The sequence below is a fragment of the Novosphingobium sp. ERN07 genome (assembly GCF_012641335.1).
Taxonomy (GTDB): domain Bacteria; phylum Pseudomonadota; class Alphaproteobacteria; order Sphingomonadales; family Sphingomonadaceae; genus Novosphingobium.
In genome coordinates this window covers 259,235-276,756 of the sequence record NZ_JABAID010000001.1, presented here as the reverse complement: position 1 = coordinate 276,756, position 17,522 = coordinate 259,235, and the positions used below count along the sequence as shown (strand labels likewise).

The following is a 17,522-nucleotide window of genomic DNA, read 5'->3' as shown; positions in this document are numbered from 1 at the left end:
GGGTGTGTCAAAGCGGCGGGTTCGCTTCGAGCATGTCGAGCAGCCCGGTCAGATCGGTGGCGGCATCGGCAATGCGGCGCGGGTCTTGGCTGTCGAGCGCAGCCACGAACTGCCGCGTGCGGTCCCCCACCACCGCGCGCACATCGCCCAGAAACTCTTCATAACAGCGCTCTGCCCGCGCCAGCAGCATCTGGTTTGCGGCTTCTTCGCGCGGGTGGTGCTTCAGCGCGGCCAGTGCCTTGCGCCGCGATTCCAGATCGCTCGCGGCCTTGCGATCCTCCTCGTCGATGATCACCAGATTGTGCTTCGCGCCGGTCAGCGGCACTTCCACGTCCACTTCCAGCAGGCCGGAACTGTCATAGGAAAACCGCACGTCGATCGACACTTCGCCTGCCGGGCGCGGCGGCACCGGCACTTTCAACTGGCCAAGGTGGACATTGCCCGAAACCTCGCGCGCCTCGCCCTGATAGATTTTCACCTCGATCTGCTTTTGCCCGTCGCCCATCGTGCTGAATAGGCCCGAACGGCTGACCGGGACCGGCGTGTTGCGTTCGATGATCGGGGAGAACAGCCCCTGCTGCACGGTGCCTCGCGCCGAATGCTCCGCCGTCTCGATCCCCAGCGTGAAAGGGCACACGTCGGTAATGCGGATTTCTTCCAATCCGCCATCGCGCGCAATCAACCCGCCCTGAATCGCCGCGCCCAGCGCCACCGCATGATCGGGGTGGACCGATGAGTTGGGAAAACGCCCGAACAGCCGCGTGATCGCCTTGCGCACCAGCGGCATTCGCGTAGCACCGCCCACCAGCACGACTTCGCTGAGCGATGCGGCATCGATTTGGCTATCCCGCAATGCCCGCACCACCGGATCGCGCAGGCGGCGGATCAGCCCTTCGGCTTGCGCTTCGAATTCGCTGGCGGTGACGGTGGTGGAAAGCCGGGTGCCGTCCGCGGTCAGCGCAAATTCGGCTTCCTGTGCCTCGCTCAAACCCCGCTTCGAGCGCTCTGCGGCTTGCAGCAGCAGCGCTTGCGCGCGGCGTTCGTCGATCTTGCCCAGCAGGCCATCGGGATCGAGCCGACCGCGCACCGCCGTGGCGATGGCACTGTTGAAATCGTCCCCGCCCAGCCGGTTGTCGCCGGCAGAGGCGCGCACCTCAACGATGCCTTCGAACATCTCGACGATGGAAACGTCGAACGTGCCGCCGCCCAGATCGAACACCAGAAACGGCTCGCGCTCTGCCTTGTCCTGCAATCCGAAAGCCAGCGCTGCGGCGGTGGGTTCGTTGATCAGGCGGCGCACTGTCAGCCCCGCTAGTTCGCCCGCGCGGCGCGTGGCCTTGCGCTGGCGGTCGTTGAAATAGGCGGGCACCGTGATTACCGCTTCGGTCGGGCGCGTGCCGGTGTGGGCCTCCACATCGCTTCGCAGCGCCATCAGCACCAGTGCAGAAAGCTCTTCAGCAGAGAATTCCTTCTTGCCAAGCCTGACCTTGCGGTCGGTGCCCATCAGCCGCTTGAAACTGGTTGCGGTAGCGCCGTCTTTGAGAGCCATCCGCTCCAGCGCGGCAGCCCCTGTCAAAATCGAGCCATCGGGCAGGACCGAGACGGCAGACGGCGTCAGCAGTGAGCCGAGCACGTTGGGCACAAGCTGCGCTTCACCCCCATTTTCGCTGCCTTGCCAAAGAGCCACCGCACTGTTGGTGGTCCCCAGATCGATCCCGATAAGCATTCGTCATCCCGCACGTCGAAGGCCGCTGGTGATGCGTCAGGCGTGGCGGATTTGGCAAGGACAAAGCGATGGCGCGACGAGGTGCCTGATGCATGCGACAGCCGCCGGGGACAAACCCGCATGACGCCCGTTCTCTTTCCATCACAATAACTTATGCCAATTTCGCAGGAGAGTGACGATGGCAAACCGTTTTGATTGGGAATCGCGTGATCGCTGGGAAGATGAGCGCCGCAATCGCATGGCAGGAAACGATCATGCGCGCGGGGGCTATGCAGGCGAATTTGGACGCGACCGTTGGGACCGTTCGGGCAATACCGGCGCGGGTACGTCGCGCGGCTACCAAAGCAATGACGATATGCGCGGGGATCGTCGCACCCATGATTGGGAAGTGGGGGATCGGCATTACAACCCCTACAATGACCGTGGTCAGAATCAGACTTACGGTCGTTCGCGCTGGCAGGATGGACAAGGTAATCCCAGTCCGTCCGGCGCTGACTGGTTTACGTCACAGGACTATGGCCAAGGCATTGGCGCATGGGGAGGCCGGACAAATCATGCGTCAGGCGGCGCCGGATACAGCGGTCGCGGCGCATACCGTGACGATGATCCGCGCGGCTTCGTAGATCGTGCCGTCGATGAAGTGTGGAGCTGGTTCGGTGATGACGATGCGGAACGGCGGCGCGAACAGGATCATCGCGGTCGCGGACCGAGCGACTACACCCGCACCGATGAACGCATCCGTGAAGATGCCAATGACCGTCTGACCGACCATCCGTTCATTGATGCCCGCCAGATTTCGGTCAGTGTCACCGAAGGCGAGGTTACTTTGACCGGCACCGTGACCAGCCGTGCGGACAAACGCCGCGCCGAAGATTGCGTCGATGATGTCAGCGGCGTGAAGCACGTTCAGAACAACTTGCGCGTTGCCACAACCGGTGCAGCAGATAACCGCGAAGAAGCGCGCGAAGGCGGAACGCTGGGCTGGGGCGTCGGGGGGACGCCTGTAGCCTGAAGCTAATGCGCGGCCTGCGGGCCGCGCTGTAAACCCACGGCGGCGAGGCGCGCGTCCACTTCTGAAAGGAGGCGGGCGAGGCCCTCGTCGCTGTCGCTTTCGGCGCGCACGACCAGCACATCCTGCGTGTTCGATGCGCGCAGCAACCACCACCCGTCCAGAGTGTCAACGCGCACGCCGTCGGTATCGTTCAGGCCCACGCCATCGGCCCGCAGCGCGTGCAGAACCTCATCCACAGCAGCAAACTTGCGCGCCTCGTCCACATGGAAGCGCAGTTCCGGGGTGGCCACGCGTTCGGGCATTGCATCGCGCAGGGCGGTCAGGCTTGTTCCGATTCGGATGGTGGCGGAAATGAGGCGCACGGCGGCGTAAAGGGCGTCGTCAAAACCGAAGTAGCGGTCGGCAAAGAACATGTGCCCGCTCATCTCGCCAGCCAGTGGCGCACCTGTCTCCTTCATTTTGGACTTTATCGGGGAATGGCCGGTTTTCCACATCAGCGGCTTTCCACCCAGTTCGGCAATGCGCGCGAACAGCGTGGAACTGGCCTTCACATCCGCGATAACCGTTGATTCCGGGCATTCGCGCAGCACATCCTGCGCATAGATGGCCAGCAACTGATCACCCCAGATCACCCGCCCCTTGCCATCCACCGCGCCGATCCGGTCCCCGTCGCCGTCAAATGCCACACCGAAGTCGAGGCATCCTGCCAAGACAGCGGCGCGAAGATCGGCAAGATTGGATTCCACAGTCGGATCAGGATGATGGTTGGGAAAATGGCCGTCCACGCTCGTATGAAGAAGGACATGGGTGCCGGGCAGGCGCGCAGCCAGCGCGTCGATAACGGGACCAGCCGCACCGTTGCCAGCATCCCAGCCAATGCGGATACTTTCCAGAACATCGCGGTCGATCCCGTCCAGCGCGCCGATCAGGCAATCGACATAGGCTTCGGTAACATCGGCGTGGCTGATGCTCCCACTGCCGCTCATCCACGCGGCTTCGTTGGCGATGCGCCCGAGATCGATTATGTCGGTCCCAAAAAACGGGGCGCCTTCAAGTATCATCTTGAAGCCATTGTGATCGGCGGGATTGTGGCTGCCGGTTACGTGAACGCCGCCCTGCACCTCTGGAAATAACGCTTTGGCGGCAGGCGTTGCCGCAAAATAGAGCATCGGACTGGGCCCAAGCCCGATCCGCACCACATCCACGCCGCTTGCCGTCAATCCTTCGACCAGCGCGTGTTCCAGCACGGGCGAACTGATCCGTCCGTCATAGCCCACAGCCACTCGGCTCCCGCCGCGTTGCCGCACCACCGTGCCAAAGCTGCGCCCAACCGCGTGGGCGTCCTCAACCGTCAGCGTTTCGCCAAAGACGCCGCGAATGTCGTATTCGCGCAGGATCGAGGGGTGAAAGCGGTGCCCCGACATTCGTGATCAGGAACCGCGACGATCCGAAAGGCGTGCCAGCAGCAGGTCGCGCGCGGCGTTCGCTTCGTGAACGGCTTCGTTTGTGCCGCCGCGGTCGGGGTGGACTTTCTGGATCAGGCGGCGGTGCGCTTCGATCACGTCTTCATACCCGGCATCGGCATTCAGGCCGAGGAGGCTGCGCGCTTTTTTCTCGTTCCGGTCGCGTGGATCGCCCGACAGAATTTCCCACGGCCAGCGCCCGGCGAGCAGCTTGCAGGCAACGCTCGCCAAGGCGATGATCGTGAGCAGTTTGATCATCAGGCGGCGCTCTCAAGTGGGGTCTTGGTGCTCGTAGGTGCTTCTAGGTGCAGTTCAGGATCTACCTTCGGCAGGTTCAATCCGCCGACCAGCGTGCGCAGTTCCTGCCGGGCAACAAGATGGCTGGTGCCCAGTTCGCCAAGATGGCCTTTATCCAGCAAAGTCAGTCCACTAGGGAACAATTCGCGATAGATCACGCGCTCTGAAAGGCCGCTGGCAACGCGGAAGCCGACACGCTTGGAAAGCTCGGTCAGCGCCTGATCGATACGCTTCTGGTTGCGCGCTTCGGTAAAGCCTGTGCGGTTGCGCACGACCACCCAATCCATCTCGCGCCGCTGTTCGGTGATCGTCGTCATCGCCCGCTTCTTGCGCGCTTCCCAGATCAGTTCGGCGTAGAAAGACAGGCGGCGGACCTTGAAGGTTTCGGCGTCAACCTGGCCGATAAGGTCGAAATCGACGAAGCTGTCGTTCAGCGGGGTGACCAGCGTATCGGCGCGGGTGGCGACGTGGCGAGCGAGCGGATCATCGCGACCCGGCGTGTCGAAGATCAGGAAATCGTGTGCTTCAGCAAGGCGCGCGGTCAGTGCATCGAGTTCTTCCGCATTATCGCCACCATAGACTTCGAACGTGGCGGTGGGCAGCGAAATGGCGCGGCGGCGCATGGTTTCGGCGCGGTTTTCGAAATAGCGGTGCATCGTGCGCTGGCGCGAATCGAGATCGATCGTGGCCACCCGCGCGCCCTGATAGGCCAGCGCCACGGCGACGTGGACCGCCGTGGTGGACTTGCCAGTGCCGCCCTTTTCGTTGGCGAAGACGATGCGATGGGGGCCGGTGGACAAGGCTGGGCACTCTCTGTTCAGTTGCAATAGCGCGGACTTGCGAGAGGCCGCCAGCCCCCCTATCGCCCACGTATTCCGACTTACTGGAGAGGCCGCCAAGGTGCAAACGATCAACCGGCTGGAAGACCTGCGCAAGGCGGTCGATGCGCTTAAAATCGGGGGAAAAACTATCTCCTTCGTGCCCACAATGGGCGCGTTGCACGAAGGGCACCTGACGTTGGTGCGCGAAGCGCGGGCTTGCGCGGACCATGTCGTCGCCTCGATCTTCGTCAACCCGCGCCAGTTCGGCCCGACCGAGGATCTCGATGCCTATCCGCGCCGCATGGCCGCCGATGCCGCGCTGCTTGAGGCAGAGGGCGTGGCGATTTTGTGGGCGCCCACGGTCGATCAGATGTACCCGCAGGGCTATGCGACCAACATCGGCGTTTCGGGGGTGAGCGAGGTGGCTTGCGGGGCCGCGCGGCCCGGCCATTTCGATGGCGTGGCAACGGTAGTGTGCAAGCTGTTCAACCAGGTGCGGCCCGATGTGGCGCTGTTTGGCGAGAAGGACTGGCAGCAATTGGCCGTGATCCGCCGCATGGCGCGTGATCTGGACCTGACCCAGCCGCATGTCGACAATATCGTGGGTGTGGAAACCGTTCGCGAGGCAAGCGGCCTCGCCATGAGCAGCCGCAACCAGTATCTGACCGAGGTCGAGCGGGACCGAGCGGCACAGCTTTCTGCCGCCATGCGCCGCGCGATTGCGGCGATAAAGGACGGCGCCGACGTGACCGAGAGTCTGGATACGATGAAGGCCGAAATTCTGGCCGCCGGGTTCACCTCGGTCGATTACGGCGATCTGCGCGATGCGGCGACACTTGAGACCTTGTTCGGCTGGGATAGGCGCGATGCGCGCGTGCTGGTGGCCGCGCGCATCGGCGCGGCCCGGCTGATCGACAACATGGGAATGGAATGAGTTTTATGGCGAAGATTGCACCGGGCGCATCGTTCAAGGAAAACCTTGCGCAATTGCCATCCATCGAAGGCTTGGCGCGCATTGACCTGATTGACGCGAGCGGGAGCGTGGTGGCCAGCATCCCCAACGAAGCGGGGAAGCAGGGATCGCTGGCGGTTTACCAGTATCTCGCAAAGAGCTTCGGAGCGGTGACACCGGAAGCTGCCGCGCACGGCCTGGAGGTGTTTGCGGAGCATTCCGCAGACGCAAAAGCCCGGCCCGGAGCCCATCCCAATATCGACCGCCTCTTCGACGTTCAGGCAAGTGGCGCGCCGATGGCTGTTACAGTCGTGCGGGGCGATTAAAAGGTCCTGACCCTAGGCGGGCAGCGAGAGGGATCAGAACTCCGACCAGTCGACGGCGTTGTTCACCTTGAGTGCCGCGTTCCCCGCCGTGGCATAACTGCCTGACGGGATGCCGATTGACTTGCGTGGAGGTAATTGCCTGACGTTTGCCCGATGGGTTCCGGTATCGAAGCGCTTGACCACTTCGGTCAGTTCGGTTGCCTCCACCGAGAGCGACCGTGCGGCTGCGGTGGATTCTTCGACCATCGCTGCATTCTGTTGTGTCACCCGATCAACGTCGGATACAGCGGCATTCACCTGATGAAGGCTGTCGGCTTGGTCGTGGGCACTGGTTGCAATAGCGGCGACCAGATCGTTGATTTCGCCAACGCGATGGACAATTCCAGATAACACGGTGCCTGCTTGCCCTACAAGATCAACGCCCGCGCTGACCTGTTCGGTCGACGTTGAGATCAGGCCGCGAATGTCGCGCGCCGCGTCGGCAGAGCGTTGCGCCAGCGCACGCACTTCGGTGGCTACGACGGCAAATCCCTTGCCAGCATCGCCTGCCCGCGCCGCTTCGACGCCTGCATTCAGTGCCAGCAAATTGGTCTGGAATGCGATGCCGTCGATCAGGCCGACGATCTGGCCGATCTCGTCTGCCGATTTGGCGATTGCCGCCATTGCATCGACGGCCTTCTCGACGACGGCGCCGCCGTTGGTCGCTTCTTCGTGTGTCTGACCGATTGAGCTTTGCGCTTCTGTTGCAGAGCGCGCCATTGCATTCACGCTGTCGGTGACCTGATTGAGCGCGGCGGACGTTTCCTCGACGCTGGCAGCCTGTTGTTCATTGCGTCGCGCGAGGTCATTTGAAGCCTTGTGGATTTCCTCCGAGCCGGCCAGCACACTTTGGGCGGTCGCGTTTACGAGGGCCATCGCTTCTGCGAGCGATGCCACTGCGCGATTGAAGTCTTGCCGCAGATCTTCGTATTCTCCGGGAAAACGCTGTTCTACCGTGCAATCCAACTTGTTCTTCGCCAGCGCGTTGAGTGAGGTCTTGAGCGTGCTCACGACAAGGTGTTGCGCTTCACCGGCCTGCTGAACCTTGACCGCGTTGTCGCGGAACGTCGACATCGCCTTGGTCATGCGGCCGACGCAATCGTGATAGTCGGTATAGAGAATCTGGCTCTCGGTGTCTCCGGCTGCCAGCGCTTCCATGCGCAGGACGGTGTTGACGTAGGGCGTGCAGATGCGGTCCCGTGCAACCAGGGTGGTTGCGATGATCGCTGTCGCTGCCACCAAGGCTATTCCAAGTGACACGGCGCCGGGAACCAGCGAGAAAGAGGCGGTTCCAGCACCTATCAGCCCCATCAAGGCGAACGTGGTGTAGATCGCCAGCAAAGCACCGAACTTTTGCCGGATTGGCGCTTCTCTTTCAAACCAGTCGAGCATGATGCGAACCCTTGCCAAGTGCGTATCCTTGACGGTTTGCGCACATTTTTAGTGGGCAGAGCTTACCAATCGTGGGGTAACAAACCTGCACGAAGGTATGTAGTGTAAACCCTTAGCGTCAGGATTTGTCCAGCGCACCTTCGCGGTGCTGGAATGGCAGATATGTCCGGCCCAACTTCGTGTCGGAAGCCACGGATAAACCACCCAGCTAAATCAATGAACCGGCGGATCGATTTCAGGCACGGCGGCTACGGGGGCGACGGGTTCGCCCTCGGCCCGTGGTGGCAGGGCATTTTCGGGCACATCATCGATCATCATGTCGCGCGTGGGCACATGTTCCAGATTGCGGACGCGGACGGTGATCTGGCCACCTTGCAGGGTCAGTTCGTTGAAGCTGGGCGGGGTGGAGCGCACGCGCTGGCTGAGCGTGCCCGCACCGATCATGCGCACCGGGCCGTTTCTGGTCGGATGGATCAGATCGAAGGCATCGTGGACGTGGCCGGAAATGACGGCAAGGACGTTTCGGCTGGCTAGCGCTGCAAGCGCCTTGTTGCCGCCGCGCGTGAGCGCCTTGCCGCGCGTTCCGGCTTCGACCAGCGGGTGATGGCAGGCCACCACGGCGCGCGTTCCGGCGGGCAGGGCATCAATCGCGGCGAGCGTTTGGCGCAGGGCGGCTGTGCCGACATTGCCTTTTGACCAGTTGAGGCGAAGCTGCGCGCGGGCCGTCGTCTTGAGCGGGACGATGACCATGCCGGGCAGGTCGAGTTCGCGTTCGACCAGCCCTTCGATGGCGCGGAAGCGGCGGTAGGGATCGATGAAGCGTTCGATCAGGTTGAAATAGGGCAGATCGTGATTGCCCACCTCGACAGTGACCGGCACGTCGAGCGATCTGATCCAGTGGCAGGCGGCATCAAATTCGCGATGGCGGGCGCGCATCGTAAGGTCGCCGGTAATTGCCACGGCATCGGGCCTTTCGCGCGCGATGCATTGCGCCACCCAATCGAGCGCGCGGCGGTCTTCAAGGCCGAAGTGGATATCGCTGATATGGAAGAGCCGGGTCATCGGGGCGGGTGATTGACGCTGCTGGCGCGCCGGTCAAGAGTCTGCTTTGGCCGTGGCGAGAAAGTCGAGGGCAAATTCCTCGCACGTGAAACTCTCGCGCGATTCGCCCTGACGCCGCTCGCCATCGATCATCAGCGCGATGGGGGCATCACTGGCCACGGTTACGGTGGGGAAGATTCCGATATCGTCGTGCGGGCCTTCACGGAAATTGCGTTTCACCAGCATGGCAAAGCCCTGCGCGGCAAATTCGCCAATATCGGCAAAGTCATAGCCTTCGACCAGCACGCAATCGCGTTCGGGTGCGAGGAGGATGGCGCGATAGCCTTCGGGTTTGCCCTCTGCCGGATCGGACAGATGGACGGCGGGGCCTTCGCGTGTTTCGCGCAGGGCGTTGGAGAAGGTCTCGGCCATCGCGCCGAGATCAAGGTCGCGCACGGATTCGCGCACATCGGCCCACATGGCACCCGGCCCTGCCAGAACCTCGATCAGCGACATGCCCTGCGACGTGCGGATGCCGCGGCGGCGGGTGCGATTGGCGCGCGGCAGATCGGCAAGGATGGCATCCAGCGGACGATCACCGTGCAGCGACTTTGACAGCAGGTTCTGCGTGCCGCCGGGCAGGACGAGCAATGCGCCACCCCAGCCTTCCAGCGCAGCAGCGGCGGAATTGATCGTGCCATCGCCAGTGAACACGGCAAGCGTGCCGACGCCTGCCTCTTCCAGATCGGCGCGCGTGGGCAGCAGATCGTTGGGGAAGGCCAGCGTGCGTGCAGGAGCGAGCGCAGCCGTGAGCGCTTCTACCGCTGCGGGGCTGTTGCTGCCGCTTGCGGGGTTGGTCACGAGCCAGACAGGGGACCAGACGGGGGGATGGGTCATGCCCCGCAGAACCGGTGAATGCTGTGGCGGTTCCTCATACCCTGTCCGTCAGGATCAGCCATGCCGAGAAGCTGTTGAGCACCGAGTAGATCACATAGGCGATAGGGCCTGCGGTATTGCCGTCCGAGGCGAACATCAGCGCGGCGAAAAGCAGCAGAAATTCGATCCCCAAAGTGAAGCGCCCACCCAGCGAATGGACGAACCCAGGCATCCGCCCCAGCAGCGGGTGGCCGCTGGCCATGACCGCGCGGTGCAGCGCGAAATTGCCGATGCCAAGCAGGAAGGTGATCACGAGCGCCATGTCTGCACAGCTTATGAAAACGCGCTGCACTTGTCACACCTGTAGTTCGTGGACCTGCCAATGTCGTTGGTCGGACGGATTAAACCTTTGTCGGACGTAGGGGAATTTCGGTCGAGCCGTGCGCGCTTCGCATCACCGGACGGCGTAGGAAGACTGCATGTGGTGACCGGCGAGGCTCCCAGCCAAAGACCCCCGAAACCGCCGGCCAAAGCCCCGGTCGCCACAGCAAGAAAAGCCCGCCGGGTTCGTCCGGCAGCCGTCAACACAAGCCGGACAATCCTCCGGCACCGAAGGAAGTAGTCATGCTCACCAAGACCCTGTTCGCCAAGTCTTTCTGTGCCGTAGGCCTCCTCGGCCTTGCCCTGTCCGCCAGCCAGCCTGCGTTCGCCGGAACCCGCGTGGTCGGTTATGGCGATCTCGATCTGTCGACCAAGGAAGGTCAGGCCAGGCTGGACAGCCGCCTGCGTGCCGCGGCCAAGCAGGTGTGCGATCTGAAATCGCCGAACCTGCAGCGCTCCGAATTCGAATCGGCGCGCAAGTGCTACGTCAAGTCACTGACCGATGCGCGCCGCGCCAAGGACGATCTGCGCCCACGCGCTGTGACGGCGAAGTGAAGGGAATGCGCTGAGCCAGCGTTAAGGATTTGAGCTGGGGCAGTAGTGGCCAGTTCAATCTGCCCGGCGGAAATCAGTCCCCCACCGGGCCAAACTCAAGGGGCCATCGCTGTAACCGGTGGCCCCTTTTTCATGGGCTTCTATGGAACCTTGCGCAGCGGTTCGAAAGCTGTCTCCGCATCCAGTTCGCTGCGATCGCGCCACATCAGGTCGGCCGGGGCAAGCAGCCGCCCATCGTGCGATACGATGCCGATGGGCCGGATCGGCTGGCCATCGCGATCGTCGCACATCACCGGGTTGGCGGGCACGCCAAGCTGCCACTTTTCACCCCACTGGCGCAGCGCCAGCATGGCAGGGAGAAGGTCCAACCCCTTGGGCGTGAGGCGATATTCGATGCGGCGGCGATCATCGGCGCAATGCTCGCGCTTCAGGATGCCGACCTCCACCAGCCTTGACAGGCGATTGGAAAGGATGTTTCGCGCGATGCCCAGCGCTTCGAGGAAATCTTCGAAGTGGCGGACACCATTGAACGCAGCGCGCAGGATCATGAATGACCAGCGCTCTCCCATCGCTTCAAGCGCGAGCGGGAGGCCGCACTGGGCGATTTCGCATAAGGGTTCCCGCATGTGGGGGGCATTGTGCTTTTCCATATCGTCCTCGTCATAGCCCATCACATGCGCCTATTTAAGTTTCTAGTTGCAACCTAAAACCTATACTGATAGGTAGTGATTCGCAACGGAAATAGCATCCTCTCCAAGCAGCATGTTTCCGTGGCCCCAATAAAGACCGAATTCAGGGGAAACACGATGATGTTCGCACAACGCAATGGCGCTTTCCGCCAGCTTCTTCCGGCTGTTCTGGCTCTGGCCGGCACGGCTGCCAGCTTTGCCATGACCGCCGCACCGGTGCGCGCTGCCGCCAATGGCCCGTTCTATTCCGCCACGCTGACCCGTCCGATGGATGGCGCGCAGAAGCTGGTGCAGAAGGGCCTGCTGTGGAAGTGCGAAGGCGCGGAATGCTTTGCCGCGCGCGATACGTCGCGCCCGGTGATCGTCTGCGCGCGCCTTGCGCAGAAGGTCGGCCCGGTGGCGCGCTTTGCCACGCCACAGGGCGAACTTGCCGCCGATGATCTGGCCCGCTGCAACGAAGCTGCTGCCGGATAATCGATACAGTCTCCAGCGCGTGCCCCATCCTATACCCTGTGGGTCACGCAATCCCTGACCGTGAAGGTCATTGGGCCGCGAACGAGAAACCCTGTTCGCGGCCCCTTTTTTGAGGCTATGGCAGGCAGATGCGCTTGCTTGCCCTTCTGCCCGCCCTGCTTCTCGGCATCTCGCCGGTTGGCGCCCAGACGCCCCCGCCTGCTTTGACCGAGGTGCAGCGCACGGATTTGCGCTGCTCTGCCGCTTTTGCCATCGTCGCTATGGAACAAGCCGGGGGCGATGCGCTGCCGGGCTGGCCGCCGCTGGCGCTGCGGGGCAAAAGCTTCTTTGCCGATACGGGCGAGCGGGTGATGCGCGAGGCTGGCCTGACGCGCGATGGAGTGCGGGCGCTGATCGCGGCTGAAGTGCAGGCCTTGCAGGCTGCCCCTGATCCTGACGCGGCGCTGGCGGCGCTGGCAGAGCCTTGCGCAGCGCGGCTCGATGCCACGGTGCCGCCGCTCAAAAAGCCCGATCTGGCGCAGTGCGCGGCAATTCTGGATCTGGCCTATGAGGAAGTCCACGCGCGCGAAGGGATGAGCGCGGCGGCGCGCGATCTGAAGACGCTGGCGATGGTGCTGGCGGACCGTCAGCGCAAGAGCATTGCCTCCACAGGCGGCAGTAGCGAAGCGGCGGACCGCACCCTGGCGCAAGAGCGTGGGGCGATGGCGGCGGCGGGTGCGGCCGACCAGTTTGACATCGCGCACTGCTATGACCTCGCCAAGCCGGACGAGAAATCGCACTATTGAGGACGCGGCAAGCGCAACCCATATTGCGGGCAAAGGAGATCTCCCAATGTCCGACAAGATGAACCTCACCGACGCGGAATGGCGCGAACGGCTTTCGCCCGAACAGTACCACGTGCTGCGGCAGGGCGGGACCGAGCGGGCGTTCACCGGCGCTTACGAGAAGAACAAGGCCGAGGGCGATTATACCTGCGCCGGGTGCGGCGCACCGCTGTTCACGTCTGACACCAAGTATGACAGCGGATCAGGGTGGCCCAGCTTCTATGCCCCGGTCGATGCGGCAGCAGTGGATGAGCATACCGATGTGACGCACGGCATGGTGCGTACCGAGGTGCGCTGCGCCCGTTGTGACGGACATCTTGGCCACGTTTTCCCCGATGGTCCCAACCCCACCGGACTGCGCTATTGCATGAACAGCGCCTCGTTGGACTTTACGCCCAAGGATTGAGATCAGCGGCTCAGCGATTAGCGGTTAACCCTGTGTTACGTTTGCCCTATGCAAAGGGCCGCGAGTTTGCGCCGGGGCGATCCGTGCCTTGGCCGAGTTAAGGGAAGCGGTGCAAGACTGATGGCCAGACGGGACATTCCCCGCCGCCCCGATGGCGGCAGGTCCGATCCGCAACCTAAAAGTGGTTCGAAGCTGGGGCGCTGGTTCAAGCGTCTGATGGTGTGGGGCGCAGGCTTTGCGCTGCTGGGCGTGATCACGCTGGTGGTGGCTGTGGCCGTGACAATGCGATCGCTGCCCAGTTACCAGGAACTGAAGTCCAGCCAGACCGGGCAGATGATCGTGGTGCGCGCGGCTGACGGCACCGAAATCGTCACGCTGGGGCCAAGCTACGGCAAATGGGTCCCTTACGAGCGCATTCCGCAGGTGATGCGCGATGCGATGGTTTCGGTCGAGGATCGCCGTTATCGCAGCCATATGGGCGTCGACCCGATTGGCATCGTGCGTTCGCTGATGGTACGCGTGGAAAGCGGCGCCTGGCGGCAGGGCGGATCTACGATCACGCAGCAGCTTGCGCGGAACATTTTCCTCAACAACACCAAGACCTTCGCTCGCAAGGCGCGCGAATGGGTGCTCGCGCTGGCTCTGGAGCAGAAGTTCTCGAAGGACCAGATCCTCGAACTCTATCTCAACAAGGTTTACTTCGGCGGCGGCGCCTATGGCATCGACAGCGCTGCGCGCAAGTTCTTCGGCCATTCGGGTGAAGAGATCACTTTACCGGAGGCCGCGATCATCGCCGGGCTGGTGAAAGCGCCTTCCCGTTATTCGCCGACTGCCGACGCCGATGCTGCCGTGGGCCGCGCAGGCGTGGTGCTGCAGACGCTGGTGTCGAACGGCTATCTGACCGAGCAGGAAGCGCAAGGAGTTGATCTGAAGAAGGTCAAGATGGTCGAGGACCGTTCGGGCCAGAACTCGGCACGCTATTTCACCGATTGGGCGCTGCCGCAGCTTGATCTGCTTCTGCCCGAAAACGATCAGCCGATCGAAGTGTGGACCACGCTTGATCCGGTGATGCAGAAGGCGGCAACCAGTGCTGTTGCTGGCTTTGCGCCCAAGGGCGCGCAAGGTGCGCTCGTTTCGATGGATCGCGATGGCGCGGTGCTGGCTATGGTGGGCGGCACGGATTACGTGACATCGAACTACAATCGCGCTGTCAATGCTGTGCGCCAGCCCGGTTCGGCATGGAAGCTGTTCGTCTATCTCACCGCGCTTGAGGCCGGTTACACGCCTGGTGACCGCGTGGTGGACGAACCGGTCACGATCGACGGCTGGACACCGCGCAACGATGGCGGTCGCTATGCGGGCGAGATCGATCTGCGCACGGCCTTTGCCTATTCCAAGAATACCGTTGCGGCGCAGCTTGGCAATGAAGTAGGCTTTGGACAGGTGGCCAACATGGCGCGGCGTTTCGGCATTACCACGCCGATCAACACGCTGCCGTCGATGGTGCTGGGATCGTCCGAAGCGCGCGTGATCGATATGGTGCGCGCGTTCGCTTCGGTGCAGGCCAAGGGCATGTCGGTGGAGCCTTATGGCATCCGCAAGGTGACGACGACCGATGGTGAGGTTCTCTATCGCCACCGCACCGAATCGCCGCAGCAGCTTGTGCCGCCTTATGTCGCCGCCGGGATGACCGACTTGATGCAGACCGCCGTCAACATCGGCACGGGCCGCGCGGCGCAGATTGGCAGGCCTGTAGCGGGCAAGACGGGCACGACATCATCGAACAAGGACGGCTGGTTTCTTGGCTTCTCCAGCGGGATCACCACTGGCGTGTGGATGGGGCGTGACGATGCCAAGGCCGTTCCCGGCCTTCAGGGCGGTGCGGCTCCCGCGCGCGCTTTTGCTGCCTATATGAAGGTCGCCACGGCCAAGCGTCCGGTCGAGAAGTTCGATACCGAACTCAAGCTTCCTGAATGGCAGCTCGAACCGGATGACGAGGCCATGATGGGTAACCCGGACGACTACTTCTACGTCGACGAACAGGGCAATCTCGTCGATCCTTCGCGGCGGCGTGCCGAAGATGGAAGCGAACCGGTTGATCACGATGCACTGCCGGGCGAGGGCGCGCCCGACATGCCGCAAGCTGCGAACGACGATTTCCTGAACCGGGCGACCGGTCGGCGTGATAATGAAAACCCGCCACCGGTCCTCAACGTCCCGCGCCCACGCCCCGTTTCACCGCAGCGTCCTGTGCCCAACACAAATCCCTGAACCTTTTCAGCTTTTCGCGCGTTTTGCTGCTCGAATGGAGGCCCCTGCCTCCTGCGAGAGGAGATGAACGATGAGCCTGCTGCATTGGGCCGCTGCCGGAGCGGCTGGGTACGCGATCTGGCACGCGGTGCGCCGCAAGGAAGAGGAACATGCGCCTGCGGCTTTTGCCGAGGGCGAGGATACGAGCAAGAACTTCGCGCGCGTCCGCTCTGCCGGAGCCGAAGGGATGCGTTCGGATCCGAAGCGCTGGGACAAGATTGATCAGGCTTCGGATGAAAGCTTCCCAGCCAGCGATCCGCCGGCAAATTACTGATAATCCAAATGAAAAGGGCCGCCCCGGAAGGAGCGGCCCTTTTGTTATGCCCTGAAGCTCGCGATCATCGGATACGGATCGGGGTGTAGATCGGCGGCTGGCCACGGCGCTGGATGCGCAGAAGTACGGCTTCGCGGCCTTCGGTCTTGGCGGTGCGGACGATCTTTTCAAAATCGGCCACGGTTGCAACGCTGATGTAGTTTGCCGACAGCACGATGTCGCCGCGCTGAAGCCCCTTGGCCGCAGCGTCCGACGATGCGCTGACAGCGGTGATGACCACGCCCTTGGTCTCTTCGCTTACGCCGAGTTGGCGCGCGATCTGTGCGTTCAGCGGGATTGCGGTTACGCCGAGGTTGCTTTGCAGCGCCCCCGGCCCCTGCTGTTGCTGCTGGTCGCTACCAAAGCTGTCCTCATCTTGAGGGCTGTCAGGATCGAAATTCTGCGCCAGTTCCTCTTCGCTGGGGCGCTTGCCTACAACCGCTTGCACCGTGAGGCGCTGACCGTTGCGAAGCAGTTCCACCGGAATGCGCTTTCCGGGCGCGGAATTGGCGACGATGAAGGACAACGTCTGGTCGGGCGTGACGTCCTTGCCATCCACCTTGACCACCACGTCGCCAGCCTGAATCCCCGCCTTGGCCGCGGCTTGGCCGGGTTCCACTGCCTGAATGAACTCGCCGCGCTTCTTGGCAAGACCCAGCGATGCGGCCAGATCGTCGGACAGCGCCTGAATTCGCACGCCAAGGTAGCCGCGTTCGATCGCCTGACCGGCGCGCAGCTTGTCCACGATGGGGGCCGCGATTTCTGCCGGGATGGCAAAGCCAATGCCAACCGAACCGCCGGTGGGCGAGAAGATGGCGTTGTTGATGCCGATCACGTTGCCTGCCATGTCGAACATCGGACCGCCGGAATTGCCCCGGTTGATCGAAGCATCGGTCTGCAGATAGCGGTCATAGGCCGAACCCGAACCGGTGTTGCGATAGACGGCAGAGATGATGCCTTGCGTTACCGTGCCGCCAAGGCCGAACGGGTTGCCGATGGCGATTACCCAATCGCCCACGCGGGCCTGCCGCGAATCCCCGAACTTCACGAAGGGGAAGGCCTTGGGCGCGCTGATCTTGAGCACGGCAAGGTCCGATGCGGCATCCTTGCCGATCAGCTTGGCTGGATATTCGGTGCCATCGGGCGTGGTGACGGTGATTGATTCGACTTCACCCTGACCGTCGGCGGTAATCACGTGGTTGTTGGTGACCACATAACCATCGGCCGAAATGATGAAGCCTGAACCCAGCGACTGCGCTTCGCGCGTCTGAGGGCCACCCTGCCCGCCGCCGAACAGATCGCCAAAGGGCGTGCCCGCGAAGGGATTGTTGGTCTGCACTTTCACGCGCTGACGGGTGGAGATGTTCACGACCGCAGGCTGCAATTGCTGCGTCAGATCAGCAAAGCTGGACGGCGCGCCCGCGCGTGGCACCACGGTCCGCATCTCGGACTGGTCGTTCTGCGCGACCTGCGCGCCTGCGGGAAAGCCTGTCACCAGGGTCAGTGCGCTGCCTGCAAGCAGCAGCGCCGAAGTCACACCATAAGCGTATCGCACGTGGCCTGGTCCTCTTTGTATCGTCAAGCGCCGGGGACGGCGCGCCATGAGTCACTCAAATTCGGTCACT

At 62.8% G+C, this 17,522-nt stretch carries 19 protein-coding genes; 9 read left to right on the top strand and 10 right to left on the bottom strand.

All coding sequences use genetic code 11. The annotated features are described in order from the left end of the window. Positions 1-7 precede the first annotated feature (7 nt). Positions 8-1,726 carry an Hsp70 family protein gene (locus HGI47_RS01415; protein ID WP_168850980.1) on the bottom strand — a complete coding sequence of 573 codons (1,719 nt, stop codon included), beginning with the start codon at positions 1,724-1,726 and terminating at the stop codon, positions 8-10. Between the two features lie 178 nt (positions 1,727-1,904). On the opposite strand from HGI47_RS01415, the gene HGI47_RS01410 reads away from it, so the two are divergent. Continuing rightward, positions 1,905-2,738: a BON domain-containing protein gene (locus tag HGI47_RS01410; RefSeq protein WP_206065913.1), complete on the top strand. Its 834-nt coding sequence runs from the start codon at positions 1,905-1,907 to the stop codon at positions 2,736-2,738. 2 nt (positions 2,739-2,740) lie between these two features. Here the strand turns inward: HGI47_RS01410 and pgmG are convergent, their stop codons facing one another. From pgmG to HGI47_RS01395, 3 genes are read right to left on the bottom strand one after another with little or no spacing between them, the layout of a single operon-like run. Then, positions 2,741-4,162 (bottom strand): phosphoglucomutase/phosphomannomutase PgmG, encoded by a 1,422-nt coding sequence (gene pgmG / locus HGI47_RS01405; protein WP_168850979.1) that lies wholly within the window; start codon positions 4,160-4,162, stop codon positions 2,741-2,743. Positions 4,163-4,168: 6 nt separating this feature from the next. Next, the gene (locus HGI47_RS01400) at positions 4,169-4,459 is read right to left on the bottom strand and encodes a molecular chaperone DnaJ (RefSeq protein ID WP_206065912.1); all 291 of its coding nucleotides are present in this window, start codon (positions 4,457-4,459) and stop codon (positions 4,169-4,171) included. Continuing rightward, complete coding sequence (locus tag HGI47_RS01395; protein WP_240949909.1) at positions 4,459-5,298, bottom strand: division plane positioning ATPase MipZ; 840 nt, start codon at positions 5,296-5,298, stop codon at positions 4,459-4,461. Before HGI47_RS01395 ends, HGI47_RS01400 begins: the two co-directional genes overlap by 1 nt. Positions 5,299-5,398: 100 nt before the next feature. Between HGI47_RS01395 and panC the strand changes: the two genes are divergently transcribed. Further along, complete coding sequence (gene panC / locus HGI47_RS01390) at positions 5,399-6,253, top strand: pantoate--beta-alanine ligase (protein ID WP_168851321.1); 855 nt, start codon at positions 5,399-5,401, stop codon at positions 6,251-6,253. Positions 6,254-6,258: 5 nt separating this feature from the next. Further along, positions 6,259-6,597, top strand: a complete 339-nt coding sequence (locus HGI47_RS01385) for a DUF2322 family protein (protein ID WP_168850978.1) — start codon at positions 6,259-6,261, stop codon at positions 6,595-6,597. Positions 6,598-6,630: 33 nt separating this feature from the next. Here HGI47_RS01385 and HGI47_RS01380 read toward each other — a convergent pair whose 3' ends face one another. The 4 genes from HGI47_RS01380 to HGI47_RS01365 all read right to left on the bottom strand — a co-directional run bounded on the left by HGI47_RS01380 (position 6,631) and on the right by HGI47_RS01365 (position 10,297). Beyond that, the gene (locus tag HGI47_RS01380; protein ID WP_240949907.1) at positions 6,631-8,046 is read right to left on the bottom strand and encodes a methyl-accepting chemotaxis protein; all 1,416 of its coding nucleotides are present in this window, start codon (positions 8,044-8,046) and stop codon (positions 6,631-6,633) included. A 195-nt stretch (positions 8,047-8,241) separates the two neighbouring features. Further along, the gene (locus HGI47_RS01375) at positions 8,242-9,090 is read right to left on the bottom strand and encodes a metallophosphoesterase (RefSeq protein ID WP_168850977.1); all 849 of its coding nucleotides are present in this window, start codon (positions 9,088-9,090) and stop codon (positions 8,242-8,244) included. A gap of 33 nt (positions 9,091-9,123) precedes the next feature. Then, on the bottom strand, positions 9,124-9,930 hold the full coding sequence (locus HGI47_RS01370) for a diacylglycerol kinase family protein (protein WP_168850976.1): 807 nt from the start codon (positions 9,928-9,930) through the stop codon (positions 9,124-9,126). 70 nt (positions 9,931-10,000) lie between these two features. Continuing rightward, positions 10,001-10,297: a hypothetical protein gene (locus HGI47_RS01365; protein WP_370521588.1), complete on the bottom strand. Its 297-nt coding sequence runs from the start codon at positions 10,295-10,297 to the stop codon at positions 10,001-10,003. Between the two features lie 272 nt (positions 10,298-10,569). Here HGI47_RS01365 and HGI47_RS01360 point away from each other — a divergent pair, with 272 nt between their 5' ends. Next, positions 10,570-10,881, top strand: coding sequence for a UrcA family protein (locus HGI47_RS01360; protein WP_168850975.1), 312 nt, complete (start codon positions 10,570-10,572; stop codon positions 10,879-10,881). Between the two features lie 140 nt (positions 10,882-11,021). On the opposite strand, the gene HGI47_RS01355 is transcribed toward HGI47_RS01360, so the two are convergent. Further along, positions 11,022-11,552 carry a helix-turn-helix domain-containing protein gene (locus tag HGI47_RS01355; protein WP_206065911.1) on the bottom strand — a complete coding sequence of 177 codons (531 nt, stop codon included), beginning with the start codon at positions 11,550-11,552 and terminating at the stop codon, positions 11,022-11,024. A gap of 135 nt (positions 11,553-11,687) precedes the next feature. On the opposite strand from HGI47_RS01355, the gene HGI47_RS01350 reads away from it, so the two are divergent. The 5 genes from HGI47_RS01350 to HGI47_RS01330 all read left to right on the top strand — a co-directional run bounded on the left by HGI47_RS01350 (position 11,688) and on the right by HGI47_RS01330 (position 15,858). Further along, positions 11,688-12,044 (top strand): hypothetical protein, encoded by a 357-nt coding sequence (locus tag HGI47_RS01350; RefSeq protein ID WP_240949905.1) that lies wholly within the window; start codon positions 11,688-11,690, stop codon positions 12,042-12,044. Between the two features lie 128 nt (positions 12,045-12,172). Further along, positions 12,173-12,829, top strand: coding sequence for a hypothetical protein (locus HGI47_RS01345; RefSeq protein ID WP_168850974.1), 657 nt, complete (start codon positions 12,173-12,175; stop codon positions 12,827-12,829). 46 nt (positions 12,830-12,875) lie between these two features. Next, positions 12,876-13,274 carry a peptide-methionine (R)-S-oxide reductase MsrB gene (msrB, locus tag HGI47_RS01340; protein ID WP_168850973.1) on the top strand — a complete coding sequence of 133 codons (399 nt, stop codon included), beginning with the start codon at positions 12,876-12,878 and terminating at the stop codon, positions 13,272-13,274. A 120-nt stretch (positions 13,275-13,394) separates the two neighbouring features. Next, positions 13,395-15,545: a transglycosylase domain-containing protein gene (locus HGI47_RS01335; RefSeq protein WP_168850972.1), complete on the top strand. Its 2,151-nt coding sequence runs from the start codon at positions 13,395-13,397 to the stop codon at positions 15,543-15,545. A 70-nt stretch (positions 15,546-15,615) separates the two neighbouring features. Beyond that, positions 15,616-15,858: a hypothetical protein gene (locus HGI47_RS01330; RefSeq protein ID WP_168850971.1), complete on the top strand. Its 243-nt coding sequence runs from the start codon at positions 15,616-15,618 to the stop codon at positions 15,856-15,858. 64 nt (positions 15,859-15,922) lie between these two features. On the opposite strand, the gene HGI47_RS01325 is transcribed toward HGI47_RS01330, so the two are convergent. Continuing rightward, positions 15,923-17,452 carry a Do family serine endopeptidase gene (locus HGI47_RS01325; RefSeq protein WP_370521587.1) on the bottom strand — a complete coding sequence of 510 codons (1,530 nt, stop codon included), beginning with the start codon at positions 17,450-17,452 and terminating at the stop codon, positions 15,923-15,925. Positions 17,453-17,522 lie beyond the last annotated feature (70 nt).